We start from the raw sequence: 14695 nt of genomic DNA, 5'->3' as shown, positions 1-14695 counted from the left end.
CTACCAGCAAATGAATTTATCGCGTTTGACGAATCAATCAGGACCATTCACCGGCAACCAGTTTATGCACGTCGAACGCGTCATCCATGGATTGCCCGGTAGATTGTGAGCCCGGGGCAATGTTCGAACCGGCTTCTACATCAGAGGCTTTGGTGATGCCAATTTGTGTAGAGCTGTCACTGGCAGAGTTATATACAGAATCAGCGGCAAATGCGCCGAATGATAGTGCAGAAAGCACTATTGCTGCAGATGCAGTTGTGATTTTATTCATAATATTTTTCTCTTACTGAATTAATGCAGAACACCTTAAGGCAATATCTAGCCTGTCCTGTTAGTTTAGATCTGCATCACACTTTTGCATAGTCAAAATATTTATCAATTCGTGTCAAATAAACTGAATGTTAACAAAACGAGGAATTATGGAGAGAATATGGAGATATCGGCTGCCGCTATTTTTAAAACGCTGTTTATTATTTATCAGCACAAAAATTAAAAACGGGCCAATATATTATTGGCCCGTCGCAATTACATTTTGTAGCCCAGAGAGACGATGGTTCTGCGATCGGTATGTTCCGGTGCAGAAGCTGGCGGCTCAGAGTTCCAGGTCACGTTGTATGCAACTTTCAGCCCGAAATGGGCGTTAATCGCCACGTTCAGCGCGGTCTCGGAGTTGACGGTTGTGTCGTCAGCGCCAAAGACGGAGACGCCCTGGCTAAATTTGGCATTATCGGTCATCTGCCAGGCGTAAGTACCGGACGCATAGCCCAGTGGCTGGGTTTCAGTGTCACCATCGGTGTATTCGTCGTAACGCACGCCTGGACCAAATTCAAAGCGGAAGCTGTGTACCGGACCATTCAGGAACTGGCGACCATAACCGGCCGTTGCCACATCACGCTCACGGTAGCCGTTGTAGCGGTCGGTCAACCAGCTTGCCTGGCCGAACAGATAGTCGAAGTCGGTCATGTTGTAACGGCTACGCCCACCCACCGCATATTTCTCGGAAGAGCGTTCATCGTTTGAAGAGGTGTTGCTGGCGTTACCCCACAGCGACCAGGCGGTGGTATTACCGTACCAGGTCATGGTGGTGTCGGCGGTCAGGGAGGAGCTTTTTGTATTGCCCGATTGCGCCAGATAACCTGCGTTCAGGTTGCCTTCGAAAGGTTTCTGTGCAGTGGAAGGATCATCCATGACAGTAAAAACGGAATCATCGGCTGTTGCATGCATTGACGCAAACAGGCCTCCCGCTACCATCATTGCAGCGGGTACTGTCTTTAAGAGCTTCATTTATAAAGAGTCCGTACAACAAAAAAAGAGACCATTACGGTCCCGGAAACTTTCTTGCGGATCAATGCCATGGGATCCCGCGAAAGGTAACAAATTATAAAAAGGCTCAAATAACATAGCAATGATTTCTTGTTTCATTTTTGGAATAAGAACGATCTCAAACCAGCTGGATATTTATAAATAAAAGTCACGGTACGTAAAGATATTCATTTTTAAAATCATATTGTTATTTACTTTCCCTTCCGCTGGTTCGGTGCCAGGCTTAGGGCTATCCTCATTCAAAGGAGATCAGCATGGATCGTATCTTTACGTTGACGCTCTCCCCCTCTCTGGACAGCGCAACCCTGACGGCTCAACTCTATCCTGAAGGTAAACTTCGCTGCAGCGCGCCGGTTTTCGAACCCGGCGGCGGTGGGATTAACGTGGCGCGCGCCATTGTTCACCTCGGCGGAAAAGCTACCGCCATCTTTCCTGCGGGCGGCGCGACGGGTGAACACCTCGTCTCGCTTCTCGCTGATGAGCAGGTCGCCGTGGATACGGTCGATGCCCATGACTGGACCCGGCAAAACCTGCACGTGCATGTTGAATCCACCCACGAGCAGTATCGCTTTGTGATGCCTGGCGCGACGCTGAGCGAAGATGAATTTCGCCAGCTGGAAGAGAAAGTGCTGGCCATCGAGAGCGGCGCGCTGCTGGTCATCAGCGGCAGCCTGCCACCCGGGGTCAAAACCGAGCGCCTGACCCAGCTTATCCGCGCTGCGCAACAGAACGGCATCCGCTGCATCGTTGACAGCTCCGGAGAGGCCCTCAGCGCCGCGCTGACCCTTGGCAACATCGAGCTGGTGAAACCCAATCAGAAAGAGCTAAGCGCGCTGGTCAATCGCGATCTCAGCCAGCCGGATGATGTGCGTAACGCCGCAGAAGAACTGGTGAAAAGCGGTAAAGCCCGGCGGGTAGTGGTGTCCCTGGGCCCACAGGGTGCGCTGGGCGTGGATGAAACCGGATCGGTGCATGTCGTGCCGCCGCCGATGAAAAGCCAGAGTACCGTCGGCGCGGGGGACAGCATGGTGGGTGCCATGACCCTGAAGCTGGCACAAGGGGCGTCTTTACGGGAGATGACTCAATACGGCGTGGCGGCAGGCAGCGCGGCAACCATTAATCACGGAACCCGGCTGTGCTCCCTTGATGACACGCAGAAAATCTTCACATACCTGACAAATGCGTAACCCTTGCCCTCCCGGTGTCCCGGCGAGGGCGACAAATGGCATGAATCGTCTATGCTAAAAAAATTTCGTGATAACAACGAGGTGAATTATGAGCAGTGGAGAGATCGCTCGCTACGTGGTAACCGTAAAAGTTCATGAAGACTCGCTGACAGAACTCAATGAAATCAACAACCATCTTACCCGCGGCGGTTTTTTGCTAACCATGACCGACGGCGACGGCAATCTGCATGAGCTGGGTACCCATACCTACGGTCTGGTCAGTACCCTGAGTGAAGACGAAGTGAAGGCGCTGGCCACGGGTCTGGTGGAGAGTGCCACCGGGAAAGAGCCGCAGGTTGAAGTCACGAGCTGGGAAAACTGGCAAAAACAGCAACAATAAGTGCCACAGGGTCAACCAAACGGTATAGATGTGCGTTAGTTCGTGTTTTTTGACCATAGTTTCACGCTAACTTTATGATCTGGCAGACAACATGGGAGAGCGATCATGTGGCAGGCTATCAGTCATCTTTTAAGTGAACAACTGGGCGAAGGTGAAATTGAACTGCGTAACGAGCTGCCAGGGGGCGAGATCCACGCCGCATGGCATCTGCGCTATGCAGGACGCGACCTCTTCGTGAAATGTGATGAACGCGAGCTGTTACCCATCTTTACCGCGGAAGCTGACCAGCTGGAACTGCTCTCCCGCAGCAAAACCGTCTCCGTACCCCAGGTGTGGGCCGTCGGCAGCGATCGTGACTATAGCTTTCTGGTGATGGAGTTCCTCCCTGCCCGTCCGCTCGATGCGCATAACGCCTTTATCCTGGGGCAACAGATTGCCCGCCTCCATCTGTGGAGTGAGCAGCCGCAGTTCGGTCTCGATTTCGACAACGACCTCTCAACCACCCCGCAACCCAACGCCTGGCAACGCCGCTGGTCGACCTTCTTTGCCGAACAACGGATCGGCTGGCAGCTGGAACTGGCGGCGGAAAAAGGGCTGGAGTTCGGCAACATTGACGCCATTGTCGATCATATTCAGCAGCGCCTGGCCTCGCATCAGCCGCAGCCTTCGCTGCTGCACGGCGATCTGTGGTCGGGCAACTGTGCGCTGGGTCCGAACGGCCCCTATATCTTCGATCCTGCCTGCTACTGGGGAGACAGGGAGTGCGACCTCGCGATGCTGCCGCTGCACCCTGAACAGCCGCCGCAGATCTACGACGGCTATCAGTCAGTCTCGCCGTTGCCGGCCGGTTTTCTGCAAAGGCAGCCGGTCTATCAGCTCTATACCCTGATGAACCGCGCCATTCTGTTTGGCGGCGAGCATCTGGTGATTGCGCAGAAGGCGATGGAGCGGGTGCTGGCAGCGTAGCGGACAGACTGCCGGGCAGCACTGCCCGGCAGCGAACGCTTATAACAGGCCGAGCAGGGAGAACAGGAAGTACCCGGCAACGATCATCAGTACCGGAAGTACATAGAGGGTAAAAATTTGCAGGAAAATGGTGTGATTCGGCACCACAATGCGCGCTTCGATCTGTTCGCGCGTTAATCCCTCTTCTCCTTTTGCCTTCTCCAGAATCAGCTGGGCTTCCAGCCCTTCGCGAATGAGGCGGGTCTGCCGGCGCATCCGCGCTCCGGAAGCCTGTAGTGCCAGAGCAATAAAGATCAGAGCAAAGATAATCCAGAACGCGATGTTCATTCCCTGCCGGAAATCTGGCGTCGGGGAGTTGTACCAGAAGAAATTCAGAAACGGCGTGTTAAAGCGCATCATCTCGATCATGACATGGGCAAAATCCAGCATCACGGCATTGATCCCGGCCTGCTTTTCGCTGTGGTCATAAATAAATTTCAGGACGGAAATAATTGTCGAGATCACCGCCGGGATAAAAATTACCCATCCGGCGATTATCTTCAGTATCGCTACACGTCCAGCTTGTTGATATGTCATCGGTTCCTCGTTTTTAAAATACATCCTTTGAGGCTAAGTCTACCTGCTGGTTGTCATTTTCGCCCGTTCTTTGCAGGCGATATGGTAAATTGCCAGGGTTAGGTAGCCTTTACCCCTGATAAATACCCACGAAAGGAGAAGTTGCATGTCGACTCCGCGTCAAATTCTTGCAGCCATTTTTGATATGGATGGATTACTGATTGATTCCGAGCCGCTCTGGGATCGTGCTGAACTGGATGTGATGGCCAGCCTGGGCGTGGATATCAGCCGCCGTCACGAACTGCCGGATACCCTCGGTCTGCGCATCGATATGGTGGTTGAACTCTGGTATGCCCACCAGCCGTGGGTGGGGCCGGGCCGGGATGAGGTCACCGACCGCATTATCAACCGGGCCATTACGCTGGTGGAAGAGAACCGCCCGCTGCTGAAAGGGGCCCGTGAGGCTGTCGCCCTGTGCAGAGCGCAGGGGTTGAAGGTTGGCCTCGCCTCCGCCTCGCCGCTGCATATGCTGGAAAAAGTGCTAATCATGTTTGATCTGCGCGACAGCTTTGATGCGCTGGCCTCGGCAGAAAAACTGCCTTACAGCAAGCCGCACCCGCAGGTCTATATGGACTGCGCCGCGAAGCTGGGCGTCGACCCGACCACCTGCGTGGCGCTGGAAGACTCCGTTAACGGCATGATCGCCAGCAAAGCGGCACGGATGCGCTCGATTGTCGTCCCCGCAGAAGAGAATCAGCATGACGCCCGCTACGCCCTGGCGGACGTTAAACTGACCTCGCTGCAGGACCTCACCGTGGCACATCTGCGCGGCTGATTAACGACGGCGGGCAACGTCCTGTTGCCCGCAAATATGATCCACATAAAATTTTTAAAACATCATTTCATTTTAATTTGATATTCCCTATCCCTGCTTCTATGCTTATCTCAGAACAACTATACCCCCTACTTTCTGAGGTCTGTATGATACTGGATGCCTTTAATCTTTCAGGAAAAGTTGCCATCGTTACCGGCTGTGATACCGGACTCGGCCAGGGCATGGCGCTGGGTCTGGCGCAGGCAGGCTGTGACATCGTGAGCGTCAATCGCCGGATCCCGGAAGAGACCGCTGCAGGCGTGAAGGCGCTGGGTCGCCGGTTTCTGGCTATTCAGGCCGATCTCAGCAAGCAGGATGCTATTAACGATATCGTCGAGCAGACGGTGGCGGGCATGGGGCGCGTTGATATTCTGGTAAATAATGCCGGCACCATTCGCCGGGAAGATGCTCTGACCTTCAGCGAAAAGGACTGGGATGATGTGATGAATCTCAACCTGAAATCAGTCTTTTTCCTGTCGCAGGCCGTGGCCCGTCAGTTCATCGCTCAGGGGCAAGGCGGCAAAATTATTAACATTGCCTCCATGCTGTCGTTCCAGGGCGGGATCCGCGTTCCCTCTTATACCGCGTCGAAAAGCGGCGTGCTCGGGATCACCCGCCTGCTGGCCAACGAGTGGGCACACCATGGTATAAACGTTAACGCCATCGCGCCAGGCTATATGGCAACCAACAATACACAGCAACTCCGCGACGACGAACAGCGCAGCAAAGAGATCCTCGACCGTATTCCGGCGGGTCGCTGGGGTAAGCCGGAAGATCTCCAGGGCCCGGCGGTATTTCTGGCCTCGTCGGCCTCGGACTACGTCAACGGCTACACCCTCGCCGTCGATGGGGGCTGGCTCGCACGTTAACAGCTTTGTGACAAAGAGTTACACCGTCACTACTTCCGTATACTGTATAAAATCCCTATACTGGATGCATTGACAGTTTAGTGGGTTTTATCATGACGGCGGAAGGTCATCTGCTCTTTTCTCTCGCCTGCGCAGTGTTTGCCAAAAACGCTGAGCTTACACCAGTGCTGGCGCAGGGTGACTGGTGGCACATCGTGCCATCGGCAGTTTTGACCTGCCTGTTACCTGACATCGATCATCCAAAGTCGCTGCTCGGGCAGCGGCTGAAGTGGATCTCAAAACCCATAGCCCGCGCCTGCGGCCATCGCGGCTTTACACATAGCCTGCTGGCGGTATTTGCCGCGCTTACCCTCTTCTATTTAAAAGTGCCGGACAGCTGGCTGATCCCGGCGGATGCCATCCAGGGGATGGTGTTGGGCTATCTGAGCCATATTCTGGCCGACATGCTTACCCCGGCGGGCGTTCCTCTGCTGTGGCCCTGCCGCTGGCGTTTTCGTCTGCCGATCCTCAGGCCGCAAAAAGGCAACCAGCTGGAGCGCGCCCTGTGCATGGCCCTGTTTGCCTGGGCGGTGTGGATGCCGCAGACGCTGCCGGAAAACGGAGCCGTGCGCTGGTCCTCACACATGATTAATTCCCTGCAGTTTCAGTTCAACCGCTTTATTCACCATCAAAGTGAGCAGTAACTGGACGAATTCAGCCGTTTTGGCATAACCCATTCCATTTGGATATAAGCGACCAGATCACACTTCTGATAATCTTGCGCCAACAAGGTCGGACCTAATACCGATCTGCTATTCAATCAGGAGAACGGGATGAATTTTCCATTAATCGCGAACATCGTGGTGTTCGTCGGCTTACTGCTGTTGCTGGCGCAGTCGCGTCACAAACAGTGGAGCCTGGCCAAAAAAGTACTGGTCGGTCTGGTGATGGGCGTGGTCTTTGGACTGGCGCTGCAGGCCATTTACGGTGCCAGCAACCCGGTACTGAAAGACTCTATCCAGTGGTTCAACGTTGTCGGTAACGGCTACGTCCAGCTGCTGCAGATGATTGTTATGCCGCTGGTGTTTGCCTCTATTCTGAGCGCGGTTGCCCGTCTGCATAATGCCTCTCAGCTGGGTAAAATCAGCGTCCTGACCATAGGTACGCTGCTCTTTACCACCCTGATCTCGGCTCTGGTGGGCGTGCTGGTCACCAACCTGTTTGGCCTGACCGCAGAAGGCCTGGTGCAGGGTACCGCAGAAACCGCGCGCCTGACCGCCATCGAGACTAACTATGCGGGTAAAGTAGCGGATCTCACCGTACCGCAGATGCTGCTCTCCTTTATCCCGAAAAACCCGTTTGCCGATCTCACCGGGGCCAGCCCAACGTCGATCATCAGCGTGGTGATTTTCGCTGCCTTCCTCGGCGTAGCCGCGCTGAAACTGCTGAAAGATGACGCCCCGAAAGGCCAGCGCGTTCTGACCGCCATCGACACCCTGCAGAGCTGGGTGATGAAGCTGGTGCGTCTGGTGATGCAGCTGACCCCATACGGTGTACTGGCGCTGATGACCAAAGTGGTGGCAGGCTCAAACCTGCAGGACATCATCAAGCTGGGTAGCTTCGTGGTCGCCTCTTATCTCGGTCTGGGCATCATGTTTGTGGTCCACGGCATTCTGCTCGGCGTGAACGGCGTCAGCCCGCTGAAATACTTCCGTAAGGTGTGGCCGGTGCTGACCTTCGCCTTTACCAGCCGCTCCAGCGCCGCCTCCATTCCACTGAACGTGGAAGCGCAGACCCGTCGTCTGGGCGTGCCGGAATCGATCGCCAGCTTCTCCGCCTCCTTTGGCGCGACCATTGGTCAGAACGGTTGTGCAGGTCTCTATCCGGCAATGCTGGCAGTAATGGTGGCACCGACGGTGGGTATTAACCCGCTGGATCCGGTCTGGATTGCGACCCTGGTCGGGATTGTGACCGTGAGCTCTGCCGGTGTGGCCGGTGTGGGCGGCGGCGCGACCTTTGCCGCGCTGATCGTACTGCCTGCGCTGGGTCTGCCGGTGACGCTGGTGGCACTGCTGATCTCGGTAGAACCGCTGATCGACATGGGCCGTACCGCGCTGAACGTCAGCGGCTCCATGACCGCCGGTACGCTCACCAGCCAGTGGCTGAAGCAGACCGATAAAGCGGTACTGGACAGCGATGAACATGCGGAACTGGCGCACCGTTAAGCGCCACCCTCGCTAAAAAAAACCGCCTTCAGCAATGAAGGCGGTTTTTTTATTATCTGTTAATCCTCAACCTCTTCTTCCTGGCGGACCTGTGCCGCCCAGCGCTGAGCAGATTCCGGAACGTTAAACGCCGGTGAACGGCGAAAACGCTCGCCAATCAGCACAAAGGCCACATATTTGCCGCGTAACAGCCAGACGTCACGAAAGCCATCCATTTTGTTGGCATGTTCTGGCGGCGCGGGTTCAACGCGGGGCTGATAACTGATAACAGGACGATTTTGTTGGCGAAGAGGTTTCATAAGCAGCGGGTTCACTAAAGCAAACTCAAAAATCAGTAAATTCCTATGATAGCTGATTGCCCTTCCTGCGTCGCGCCCCACGTGGCACATCAAGCGTAAGTGGTAGCCAGAAATCGGGTTTTCACCCGGCTCACCGTCGGCATTGTTCTATAGTTAATGAGTTTTGACGCAAAGACGACCGCGTTTCAGCAATGAAAACAGGAGACGAGTGCAATGTCGCAAAATGATAAGACCCACCACCCGCAGCAATCCCCGGTGCATGATGAAAATGAAGCGAAACCCGGCCTGGACTCCCTGGCCCCAGAGGATGGTTCCCACCGCGCCAGTCCGGTCCCTACTCCGCCGGGCCAGGAACCTACCGCGCCCGGCAGCCTGAAAGCACCGGACACCGGCAATGAAAAACTGAACGCGCTGGATGCGGTGCGTAAAGGCGGCGAAAACTTCCCGCTCACCACCAACCAGGGTGTACGCATCGCTGACGATCAGAACTCGCTGCGTGCCGGGACGCGCGGCCCGACCCTGCTGGAAGATTTCATCCTGCGGGAGAAGATCACCCATTTCGACCATGAGCGTATCCCGGAGCGTATTGTCCACGCCCGCGGCTCGGCCGCGCACGGCTATTTCCAGCCTTACAAAAACCTGAGCGACATCACCAAAGCCGCCTTCCTCTCTGACCCGGATAAGATCACCCCGGTGTTTGTCCGCTTCTCCACGGTGCAGGGTGGCGCAGGCTCCGCCGACACGGTGCGGGACATTCGCGGCTTCGCCACTAAGTTTTATACCGAAGAGGGCATTTTTGACCTGGTGGGCAACAACACGCCGATCTTCTTTATTCAGGACGCCCACAAGTTCCCCGATTTTGTCCACGCGGTGAAGCCGGAGCCTCACTGGGCAATCCCGCAGGGCCAGAGCGCGCACGACACCTTCTGGGACTACGTTTCATTGCAGCCTGAAACCCTGCATAACGTGATGTGGGCGATGTCCGACCGCGGCATCCCCCGCAGCTACCGCACCATGGAGGGGTTTGGCATCCACACCTTCCGGCTGATCAATGCCGAAGGCAAAGCCACCTTTGTGCGCTTCCACTGGAAGCCGGTGGCCGGCAAAGCCTCGCTGGTGTGGGATGAGGCGCAGAAGCTCACCGGGCGCGATCCGGACTTCCATCGCCGCGATCTCTGGGAAGCCATCGAAGCGGGCGACTTCCCGGAATATGAGCTCGGCTTCCAGCTGATCCCGGAAGAGGACGAGTTTAAATTTGATTTTGACCTTCTCGACCCAACCAAGCTGATCCCCGAGGAGCTGGTGCCGGTTCAGCTGGTGGGCAAAATGGTGCTCAACCGCAACCCGGACAACTTTTTTGCCGAGAACGAACAGGCCGCCTTCCACCCTGGGCACATCGTCCCCGGGCTGGACTTTACCAACGACCCGCTGTTGCAGGGCCGTCTGTTCTCCTACACCGATACGCAAATCAGCCGTCTGGGTGGGCCGAACTTCCACGAGATCCCCATCAACAAGCCAACCTGTCCGTACCATAACTTCCAGCGTGACGGCATGCACCGGATGGAGATCGACACCAACCCGGCCAACTACGAACCGAACTCGATCAACGATAACTGGCCGCGCGAGACCCCGCCTGGGCCAAAACGCGGTGGGTTTGAGTCTTATCAGGAGCGTGTGGAAGGCAGTAAAATCCGCGAACGCAGCCCCTCTTTCGCGGAGTATTACGCCCATCCGCGCCTGTTCTGGCAGAGCCAGACACCTGTCGAGCAGGAGCATATCATCGGTGCCTTCAGCTTTGAGCTGAGCAAAGTGGTGCGGACCTATATCCGCGAGCGGGTGGTCGATCAGCTGGCGCGCATTGATATCACCCTGGCCCAGGGTGTGGCTGAGAATCTGGGGCTTACCCTTACCGAGGAGCAACGTAATCTGGCTCCACCGCAGGATGTCAGCGGTGTCAAAAAAGATCCGTCCCTCAGCCTGTATGCCGTTCCCGGTGGCGATATCAAAGGCCGCGTGGTGGCGATACTGCTCAACGATACCCCGCGAGCCAACGACGTACTGGCGGTACTGAGGGCGCTGAAGGCCAAAGGCGTTCACGCGAAGCTGCTCTACTCGCGAATGGGTGAAGTAACCGCTGATGACGGCTCGGTGCTACCGGTGGCGGCGACCTTTGCCGGATCCCCGTCGCTGACCGTTGATGCGGTGGTGGTGCCCTGCGGCGATATCCAGAGCCTGCTCAATAACGGGGATGCCGCCTATTATCTGCTGGAAGCCTACAAGCACCTCAAGCCGATTGCGCTTGCGGGAGATGCGCGGCAGTTCAAACCGCTGCTGAAGGTGGCGGATCAGGGCGAAGAAGGGATTATCGAAGGCGATACAGCGGCAGGCGCGTTTATGGATGAGCTGGTGTTGCAGATGGCGGCGCACCGGGTCTGGTCGCGTCGCAGTAAAATCGCCAGCATACCGGCGTAAAAAAAGCCGGGTGGCGCTTGCGCTTACCCGGCCTACGGTTCCGTGTAATTTGCTAACCGGATAAAACCCGGCGCAAGGTTCCATTGAATTTATAGGCCGGGTCAGGCGAAGCCGCCACCCGGCATTTCCTCACAGATCCCTGAACGTCCCCAGACGATACCCGCGCTCGGCAATTGCGTATTTCAGCGACGTCGAGGTCAGCACATCCAGCTCCGTCAGGCGCGGCCAGCAGTAGGCGCTTTTACGAATGGTGTTATCAATAAAGGCCGGGTGCGCCATCACCTCCAGCGAGCGTTCGCCCTGCTGCACGGAATGATCCAGCACGCTTAAGAACAGCGCCTCACTGATTTCATCGCCATAAAATGCGCTACTGAAACCGTCGGTGGTCGGCGGCAGTTCGGCACTCAGCTCCCCAAGCCCTTCAACCTGACGATCCACACGCAGCGCCACTCCTTTGCGGCGGGCAAACTCGGCCACCAGCGGGAAGATGGCCGGGATCATATGCACATGGTGATGGCTGTCGATATGGGTCGGCTCGCGGCCGAAGAGATCGACAAAGCGATTGAACTGACAGTCCAGCTCGCGGGCAATCTCCTCCAGCGGCAACGTCCCCTGCTCCGCCATCTCCCAGATCCATTTCCCCAGTTGCCCCTCGCGGGTCAGCCCTGGCATCGGCGTCAGCGGCATGCCGAGAGTCAGAACAAAGTGCATCCCGACACCCAGTTCCGGCAGCGCCCGACTGAGTTCAGCGGCGTGCTCAATCGCATCGCCGTTGACCATCGCGGTGGTTGAAGTCACCACGCCGTGCCGACAGGCTTCCACGATGCCATAGTTTTGTCCTTTTGAGAGGCCAAAATCATCGGCATTGACGATCAGCAGATATTCCATAGCGATCCCTCTTAGTGCTGCTCGCTTTTCAGTTTATCAATAGCGCCGGCAAAGTTCGGCAGCCATTTTTCATGGGCCAGAATCAGGTCGCGCGCCAGCTTCTCGGCATCGCGATCGGACTGGACCAGCGGGCTCAGGTTCAGAGCCAGCAGCACATCATTCAGCTCGCCGCTGATCGCCGCCTGGCTTGCTGCGACTTCAAAGCCCTTGATGGTGTGGATCAGCCCCATCACCTTGTCATCGAAATGGGTCAGACGCGGATGCGGTTTCGCGCCATCGCGGCCGAGGATGCAGGTCATCTCCACCGCCCAGTCTGCCGGGATATTATCAATGTGGCCGTGGTGCGGCACGTTGACGTAGTGCTCCGCCTGCTTGTCGTTGTAGATGGCGTTGATCACTTCGCAGGCCGCATCGGAGTAGTAAGCCCCACCGCGCTGCTCCAGCTCTTTTGGCTTTACGTTCAGATCCGGATCCTTGTACAGGTCGAAGAGCTGTTTTTCTACCTTCTGCACCACCTGCGCCCGGGCGCCGCCTTTGTAGTATTCGCCCATCTCAATGGCCAGCATCTCTTTCAGCTTGAAGTAGTAGAGCAGATAGGAGCACGGCAGCAGATTGAGCGAGCGAATCAGTCCTTCGCTGAACGGCAGGTCGAAGATATTTTTCACCGAGCTGGCTTTCAGGGTGCCAGATGCCACGCCGTCCAGCAGTTCGGCAAAGCGTGACTCGCCGTTGACCAGCACATCTTTGATAAAGACCATGTGGTTCAGGCCGAACAGGTCGATGGAGAGTTCGTCGCTGTCGGTCAACGCCAGCACATCGCGGATAAACATCTTCATGCCGATAGGGATATTACAGACCCCAATGAAGCGTTTGAAATCGGTGTGGCGGTAGACCGCTTCGGTTACCATCCCGGCCGGGTTGGTAAAGTTGATCACCCACGCCTGCGGGCAGATCTCCTGCACGTCTTTAATGATGTCGAAAACCACCGGAATGGTACGCAGCCCTTTGAACAGACCGCCGGCACCGTTGGTTTCCTGACCCAGATAGCCGTAGCTCAGCGGGATACGCTCATCCAGCTCGCGCGCCTTCAGCTGGCCGACGCGCAGCTGGGTGGTGACGAAATCAGCGTCTTTCAGCGCCTGGCGACGGTCGAGTGTTTTATGCACGGTCATCGGTACGCCCGCTTTTTTCACCATGCGCTGGCACAGGTCAAAAATAATATCGAGCTTCTCCTGGCCTTCAGCCACGTCCACCAGCCACAGTTCGCTGAACGGCAGTTCATGATAACGCTTGAGGAACCCTTCCAGTAATTCCGGGGTGTAGCTGCTTCCGCCGCCGATGGTCACTACTTTTAGTTTCTTTTGCATAATATTTCTCCCAGGGAGATGCGCCATTTAAGTATAGCGATCCCGTCCCATATATTTGGGCAAGTTTTGAAGTCGATATTTCCGGCGGCGATCCCGCCGGACGTTAATTAATAATGGTGAGGTTTTTCCGGTAGCTGTTAGGTGTAAATGAGGTCAATTTCTTAAAGGTCTTAATAAACAGACTCGGACTGCTGTAACCGGATTCGTAAGCAATATCCGTCACCGAATAATTGGTGATCTCCAGCTGTTTTCTGGCGAAATTGATCCGTATTTCATTAATAATCTGCACCGGGGTTTTCTGATAATAACGCTGGGTCGCCCGGGTCAGATATTCTTGTGATTTACCTGACAGCGCCACCATATTCTCCAGCGCATTTTCACCAAAGCGCAGTTTATCGTGCATCATTTCTACGGTGGTGCGCAGCCATTGTGGGATATCGTCCGTCGCCTGCTGCTCTTCGCGATAGTGGCGTAAGCGGTTGACGACATAGAAGGTCACCGTTTCAATGAATTCATCGAACTCATTGTCACGAAAGTTAAGCGAGGCAATAACGGTGTCGATCCAGTTCAGGAATTCACTTTTTACATGATAAACCTGCGAAGCGACAAAGCAGAACGGCAGCAGCGGCGAATAGTGAGTTTCGAAGAAGCGTTTACTGATGCCGACGTTAAGAATACGCGTGGCGCCAAAGTCGTAAAAGCTCTGATGGTGGGACCCCATCGGGATAAAGACGAAGTCCCCACGCTCCAGCAGCACCCGCTTGCCGTTGATCTCCTGGAAATAGCGGCCGGTCAGCACAATGGTGAATTCATAGTAGTCATGCTGATGCAGACCGCTGATGCTCTCCACCTTGTTGTAGATAAACACATGAAAATTTTTACCATTGAACAGCTGCTGTTCCCGGGCGGTAGTGATTTCCATTGCGCTGACCTCCTGCTATCAGTCTGACTTACTGCATTTTCTCGTGAAGTTCGATGAGTTCCGCCACCAGCTCACGTGCCAGCATGGAGGTCATCAAATGGTCCTGGGCATGTACCAGCACCAGGCTGACCTTCATCTTACCTTCACCCTGATCGCTTTCGATCAGTTTTGTTTGCACCAGGTGCGCTTCATTCAGCGCGGTGCGGGACTGGGCCATCATCTCTTTGGCGGTATCGAAATCACCCTGCTTGGCTTTTTTCAGTGCGCCGTACGCCAGGCTACGCGCCTGACCAGAGTTGATGATAAGCCCCATCACTACTTCTTCAAGGTCGTTCTCTGCTACTTCTTCTGCTTCTGCAACAACATTTTCTAAATCAAACATCTCGGGTT

The 14695-nt window shown here is 55.5% G+C and carries 16 protein-coding genes; 8 read left to right on the top strand and 8 right to left on the bottom strand.

Features of this window, described 5'->3' with window-relative positions; genetic code table 11:
• Positions 1–37 precede the first annotated feature (37 nt).
• Positions 38–271: a hypothetical protein gene (locus GNG27_RS10040; RefSeq protein WP_156263583.1), complete on the bottom strand. Its 234-nt coding sequence runs from the start codon at positions 269–271 to the stop codon at positions 38–40.
• 254 nt (positions 272–525) lie between these two features.
• Positions 526–1284 (bottom strand): YdiY family protein, encoded by a 759-nt coding sequence (locus GNG27_RS10035; protein WP_156263582.1) that lies wholly within the window; start codon positions 1282–1284, stop codon positions 526–528.
• A 293-nt stretch (positions 1285–1577) separates the two neighbouring features.
• Between GNG27_RS10035 and pfkB the strand changes: the two genes are divergently transcribed.
• The 3 genes from pfkB (at position 1578) to GNG27_RS10020 (ending at position 3855) form a co-directional block, all read left to right on the top strand.
• Positions 1578–2510 carry a 6-phosphofructokinase II gene (pfkB, locus tag GNG27_RS10030; RefSeq protein ID WP_142489177.1) on the top strand — a complete coding sequence of 311 codons (933 nt, stop codon included), beginning with the start codon at positions 1578–1580 and terminating at the stop codon, positions 2508–2510.
• Positions 2511–2598: 88 nt separating this feature from the next.
• Entirely contained in the window at positions 2599–2889 is a 291-nt protein-coding gene (gene ghoS / locus GNG27_RS10025) for a type V toxin-antitoxin system endoribonuclease antitoxin GhoS (RefSeq protein WP_156263581.1), read from the top strand.
• A gap of 105 nt (positions 2890–2994) precedes the next feature.
• Entirely contained in the window at positions 2995–3855 is an 861-nt protein-coding gene (locus tag GNG27_RS10020; protein WP_156263580.1) for a fructosamine kinase family protein, read from the top strand.
• Positions 3856–3894: 39 nt separating this feature from the next.
• Here the strand turns inward: GNG27_RS10020 and GNG27_RS10015 are convergent, their stop codons facing one another.
• On the bottom strand, positions 3895–4431 hold the full coding sequence (locus GNG27_RS10015) for a YniB family protein (protein ID WP_156263579.1): 537 nt from the start codon (positions 4429–4431) through the stop codon (positions 3895–3897).
• Positions 4432–4576: 145 nt separating this feature from the next.
• Here GNG27_RS10015 and hxpB point away from each other — a divergent pair, with 145 nt between their 5' ends.
• The 4 genes from hxpB to GNG27_RS09995 all read left to right on the top strand — a co-directional run bounded on the left by hxpB (position 4577) and on the right by GNG27_RS09995 (position 8357).
• Positions 4577–5245 carry a hexitol phosphatase HxpB gene (gene hxpB, locus GNG27_RS10010; RefSeq protein ID WP_142489173.1) on the top strand — a complete coding sequence of 223 codons (669 nt, stop codon included), beginning with the start codon at positions 4577–4579 and terminating at the stop codon, positions 5243–5245.
• Between the two features lie 146 nt (positions 5246–5391).
• Positions 5392–6153 (top strand): 2-dehydro-3-deoxy-D-gluconate 5-dehydrogenase KduD, encoded by a 762-nt coding sequence (kduD, locus tag GNG27_RS10005; RefSeq protein WP_142489172.1) that lies wholly within the window; start codon positions 5392–5394, stop codon positions 6151–6153.
• A 92-nt stretch (positions 6154–6245) separates the two neighbouring features.
• Positions 6246–6836 carry a metal-dependent hydrolase gene (locus tag GNG27_RS10000; protein ID WP_032617729.1) on the top strand — a complete coding sequence of 197 codons (591 nt, stop codon included), beginning with the start codon at positions 6246–6248 and terminating at the stop codon, positions 6834–6836.
• Positions 6837–6965: 129 nt separating this feature from the next.
• On the top strand, positions 6966–8357 hold the full coding sequence (locus GNG27_RS09995; protein WP_142489171.1) for an L-cystine transporter: 1392 nt from the start codon (positions 6966–6968) through the stop codon (positions 8355–8357).
• A gap of 59 nt (positions 8358–8416) precedes the next feature.
• Here GNG27_RS09995 and cedA read toward each other — a convergent pair whose 3' ends face one another.
• Positions 8417–8671: a cell division activator CedA gene (gene cedA / locus GNG27_RS09990; RefSeq protein WP_255474661.1), complete on the bottom strand. Its 255-nt coding sequence runs from the start codon at positions 8669–8671 to the stop codon at positions 8417–8419.
• A gap of 198 nt (positions 8672–8869) precedes the next feature.
• Here cedA and katE point away from each other — a divergent pair, with 198 nt between their 5' ends.
• On the top strand, positions 8870–11128 hold the full coding sequence (gene katE / locus GNG27_RS09985) for a catalase HPII (RefSeq protein WP_156263577.1): 2259 nt from the start codon (positions 8870–8872) through the stop codon (positions 11126–11128).
• A 129-nt stretch (positions 11129–11257) separates the two neighbouring features.
• Here katE and chbG read toward each other — a convergent pair whose 3' ends face one another.
• From chbG to chbA, 4 genes are all read right to left on the bottom strand, one after another.
• Positions 11258–12016 (bottom strand): chitin disaccharide deacetylase, encoded by a 759-nt coding sequence (gene chbG, locus GNG27_RS09980; protein ID WP_156263576.1) that lies wholly within the window; start codon positions 12014–12016, stop codon positions 11258–11260.
• Between the two features lie 11 nt (positions 12017–12027).
• Complete coding sequence (locus tag GNG27_RS09975; protein WP_156263575.1) at positions 12028–13383, bottom strand: 6-phospho-beta-glucosidase; 1356 nt, start codon at positions 13381–13383, stop codon at positions 12028–12030.
• A gap of 103 nt (positions 13384–13486) precedes the next feature.
• Positions 13487–14305, bottom strand: coding sequence for a transcriptional regulator ChbR (gene chbR, locus GNG27_RS09970; protein WP_156263574.1), 819 nt, complete (start codon positions 14303–14305; stop codon positions 13487–13489).
• A 28-nt stretch (positions 14306–14333) separates the two neighbouring features.
• The gene (gene chbA, locus GNG27_RS09965) at positions 14334–14687 is read right to left on the bottom strand and encodes a PTS N,N'-diacetylchitobiose transporter subunit IIA (RefSeq protein WP_142489167.1); all 354 of its coding nucleotides are present in this window, start codon (positions 14685–14687) and stop codon (positions 14334–14336) included.
• Positions 14688–14695: the final 8 nt, after the last annotated feature.

Source organism: Leclercia sp. 119287 (assembly GCF_009734485.1).
Classification (GTDB): Bacteria; Pseudomonadota; Gammaproteobacteria; order Enterobacterales; family Enterobacteriaceae; genus Enterobacter; species Enterobacter adecarboxylatus_C.
Note: the sequence above shows the minus strand (reverse complement) of the source record. Positions and strands in the feature narration are given on the sequence as shown.

Excerpts from the sequence above, each read along its gene's own strand:
- GNG27_RS10040 (WP_156263583.1), bottom strand. The coding sequence starts at position 271 with ATGAATAAAATCACAACTGCATCTGCAGCAATAGTGCTTTCTGCACTA.
- GNG27_RS10035 (WP_156263582.1), bottom strand. The coding sequence starts at position 1,284 with ATGAAGCTCTTAAAGACAGTACCCGCTGCAATGATGGTAGCGGGAGGC.
- pfkB (WP_142489177.1), top strand. The coding sequence starts at position 1,578 with ATGGATCGTATCTTTACGTTGACGCTCTCCCCCTCTCTGGACAGCGCA.
- ghoS (WP_156263581.1), top strand. The coding sequence starts at position 2,599 with ATGAGCAGTGGAGAGATCGCTCGCTACGTGGTAACCGTAAAAGTTCAT.
- GNG27_RS10020 (WP_156263580.1), top strand. The coding sequence starts at position 2,995 with ATGTGGCAGGCTATCAGTCATCTTTTAAGTGAACAACTGGGCGAAGGT.
- GNG27_RS10015 (WP_156263579.1), bottom strand. The coding sequence starts at position 4,431 with ATGACATATCAACAAGCTGGACGTGTAGCGATACTGAAGATAATCGCC.
- hxpB (WP_142489173.1), top strand. The coding sequence starts at position 4,577 with ATGTCGACTCCGCGTCAAATTCTTGCAGCCATTTTTGATATGGATGGA.
- kduD (WP_142489172.1), top strand. The coding sequence starts at position 5,392 with ATGATACTGGATGCCTTTAATCTTTCAGGAAAAGTTGCCATCGTTACC.
- GNG27_RS10000 (WP_032617729.1), top strand. The coding sequence starts at position 6,246 with ATGACGGCGGAAGGTCATCTGCTCTTTTCTCTCGCCTGCGCAGTGTTT.
- GNG27_RS09995 (WP_142489171.1), top strand. The coding sequence starts at position 6,966 with ATGAATTTTCCATTAATCGCGAACATCGTGGTGTTCGTCGGCTTACTG.
- katE (WP_156263577.1), top strand. The coding sequence starts at position 8,870 with ATGTCGCAAAATGATAAGACCCACCACCCGCAGCAATCCCCGGTGCAT.
- chbG (WP_156263576.1), bottom strand. The coding sequence starts at position 12,016 with ATGGAATATCTGCTGATCGTCAATGCCGATGATTTTGGCCTCTCAAAA.
- GNG27_RS09975 (WP_156263575.1), bottom strand. The coding sequence starts at position 13,383 with ATGCAAAAGAAACTAAAAGTAGTGACCATCGGCGGCGGAAGCAGCTAC.
- chbR (WP_156263574.1), bottom strand. The coding sequence starts at position 14,305 with ATGGAAATCACTACCGCCCGGGAACAGCAGCTGTTCAATGGTAAAAAT.
- chbA (WP_142489167.1), bottom strand. The coding sequence starts at position 14,687 with ATGTTTGATTTAGAAAATGTTGTTGCAGAAGCAGAAGAAGTAGCAGAG.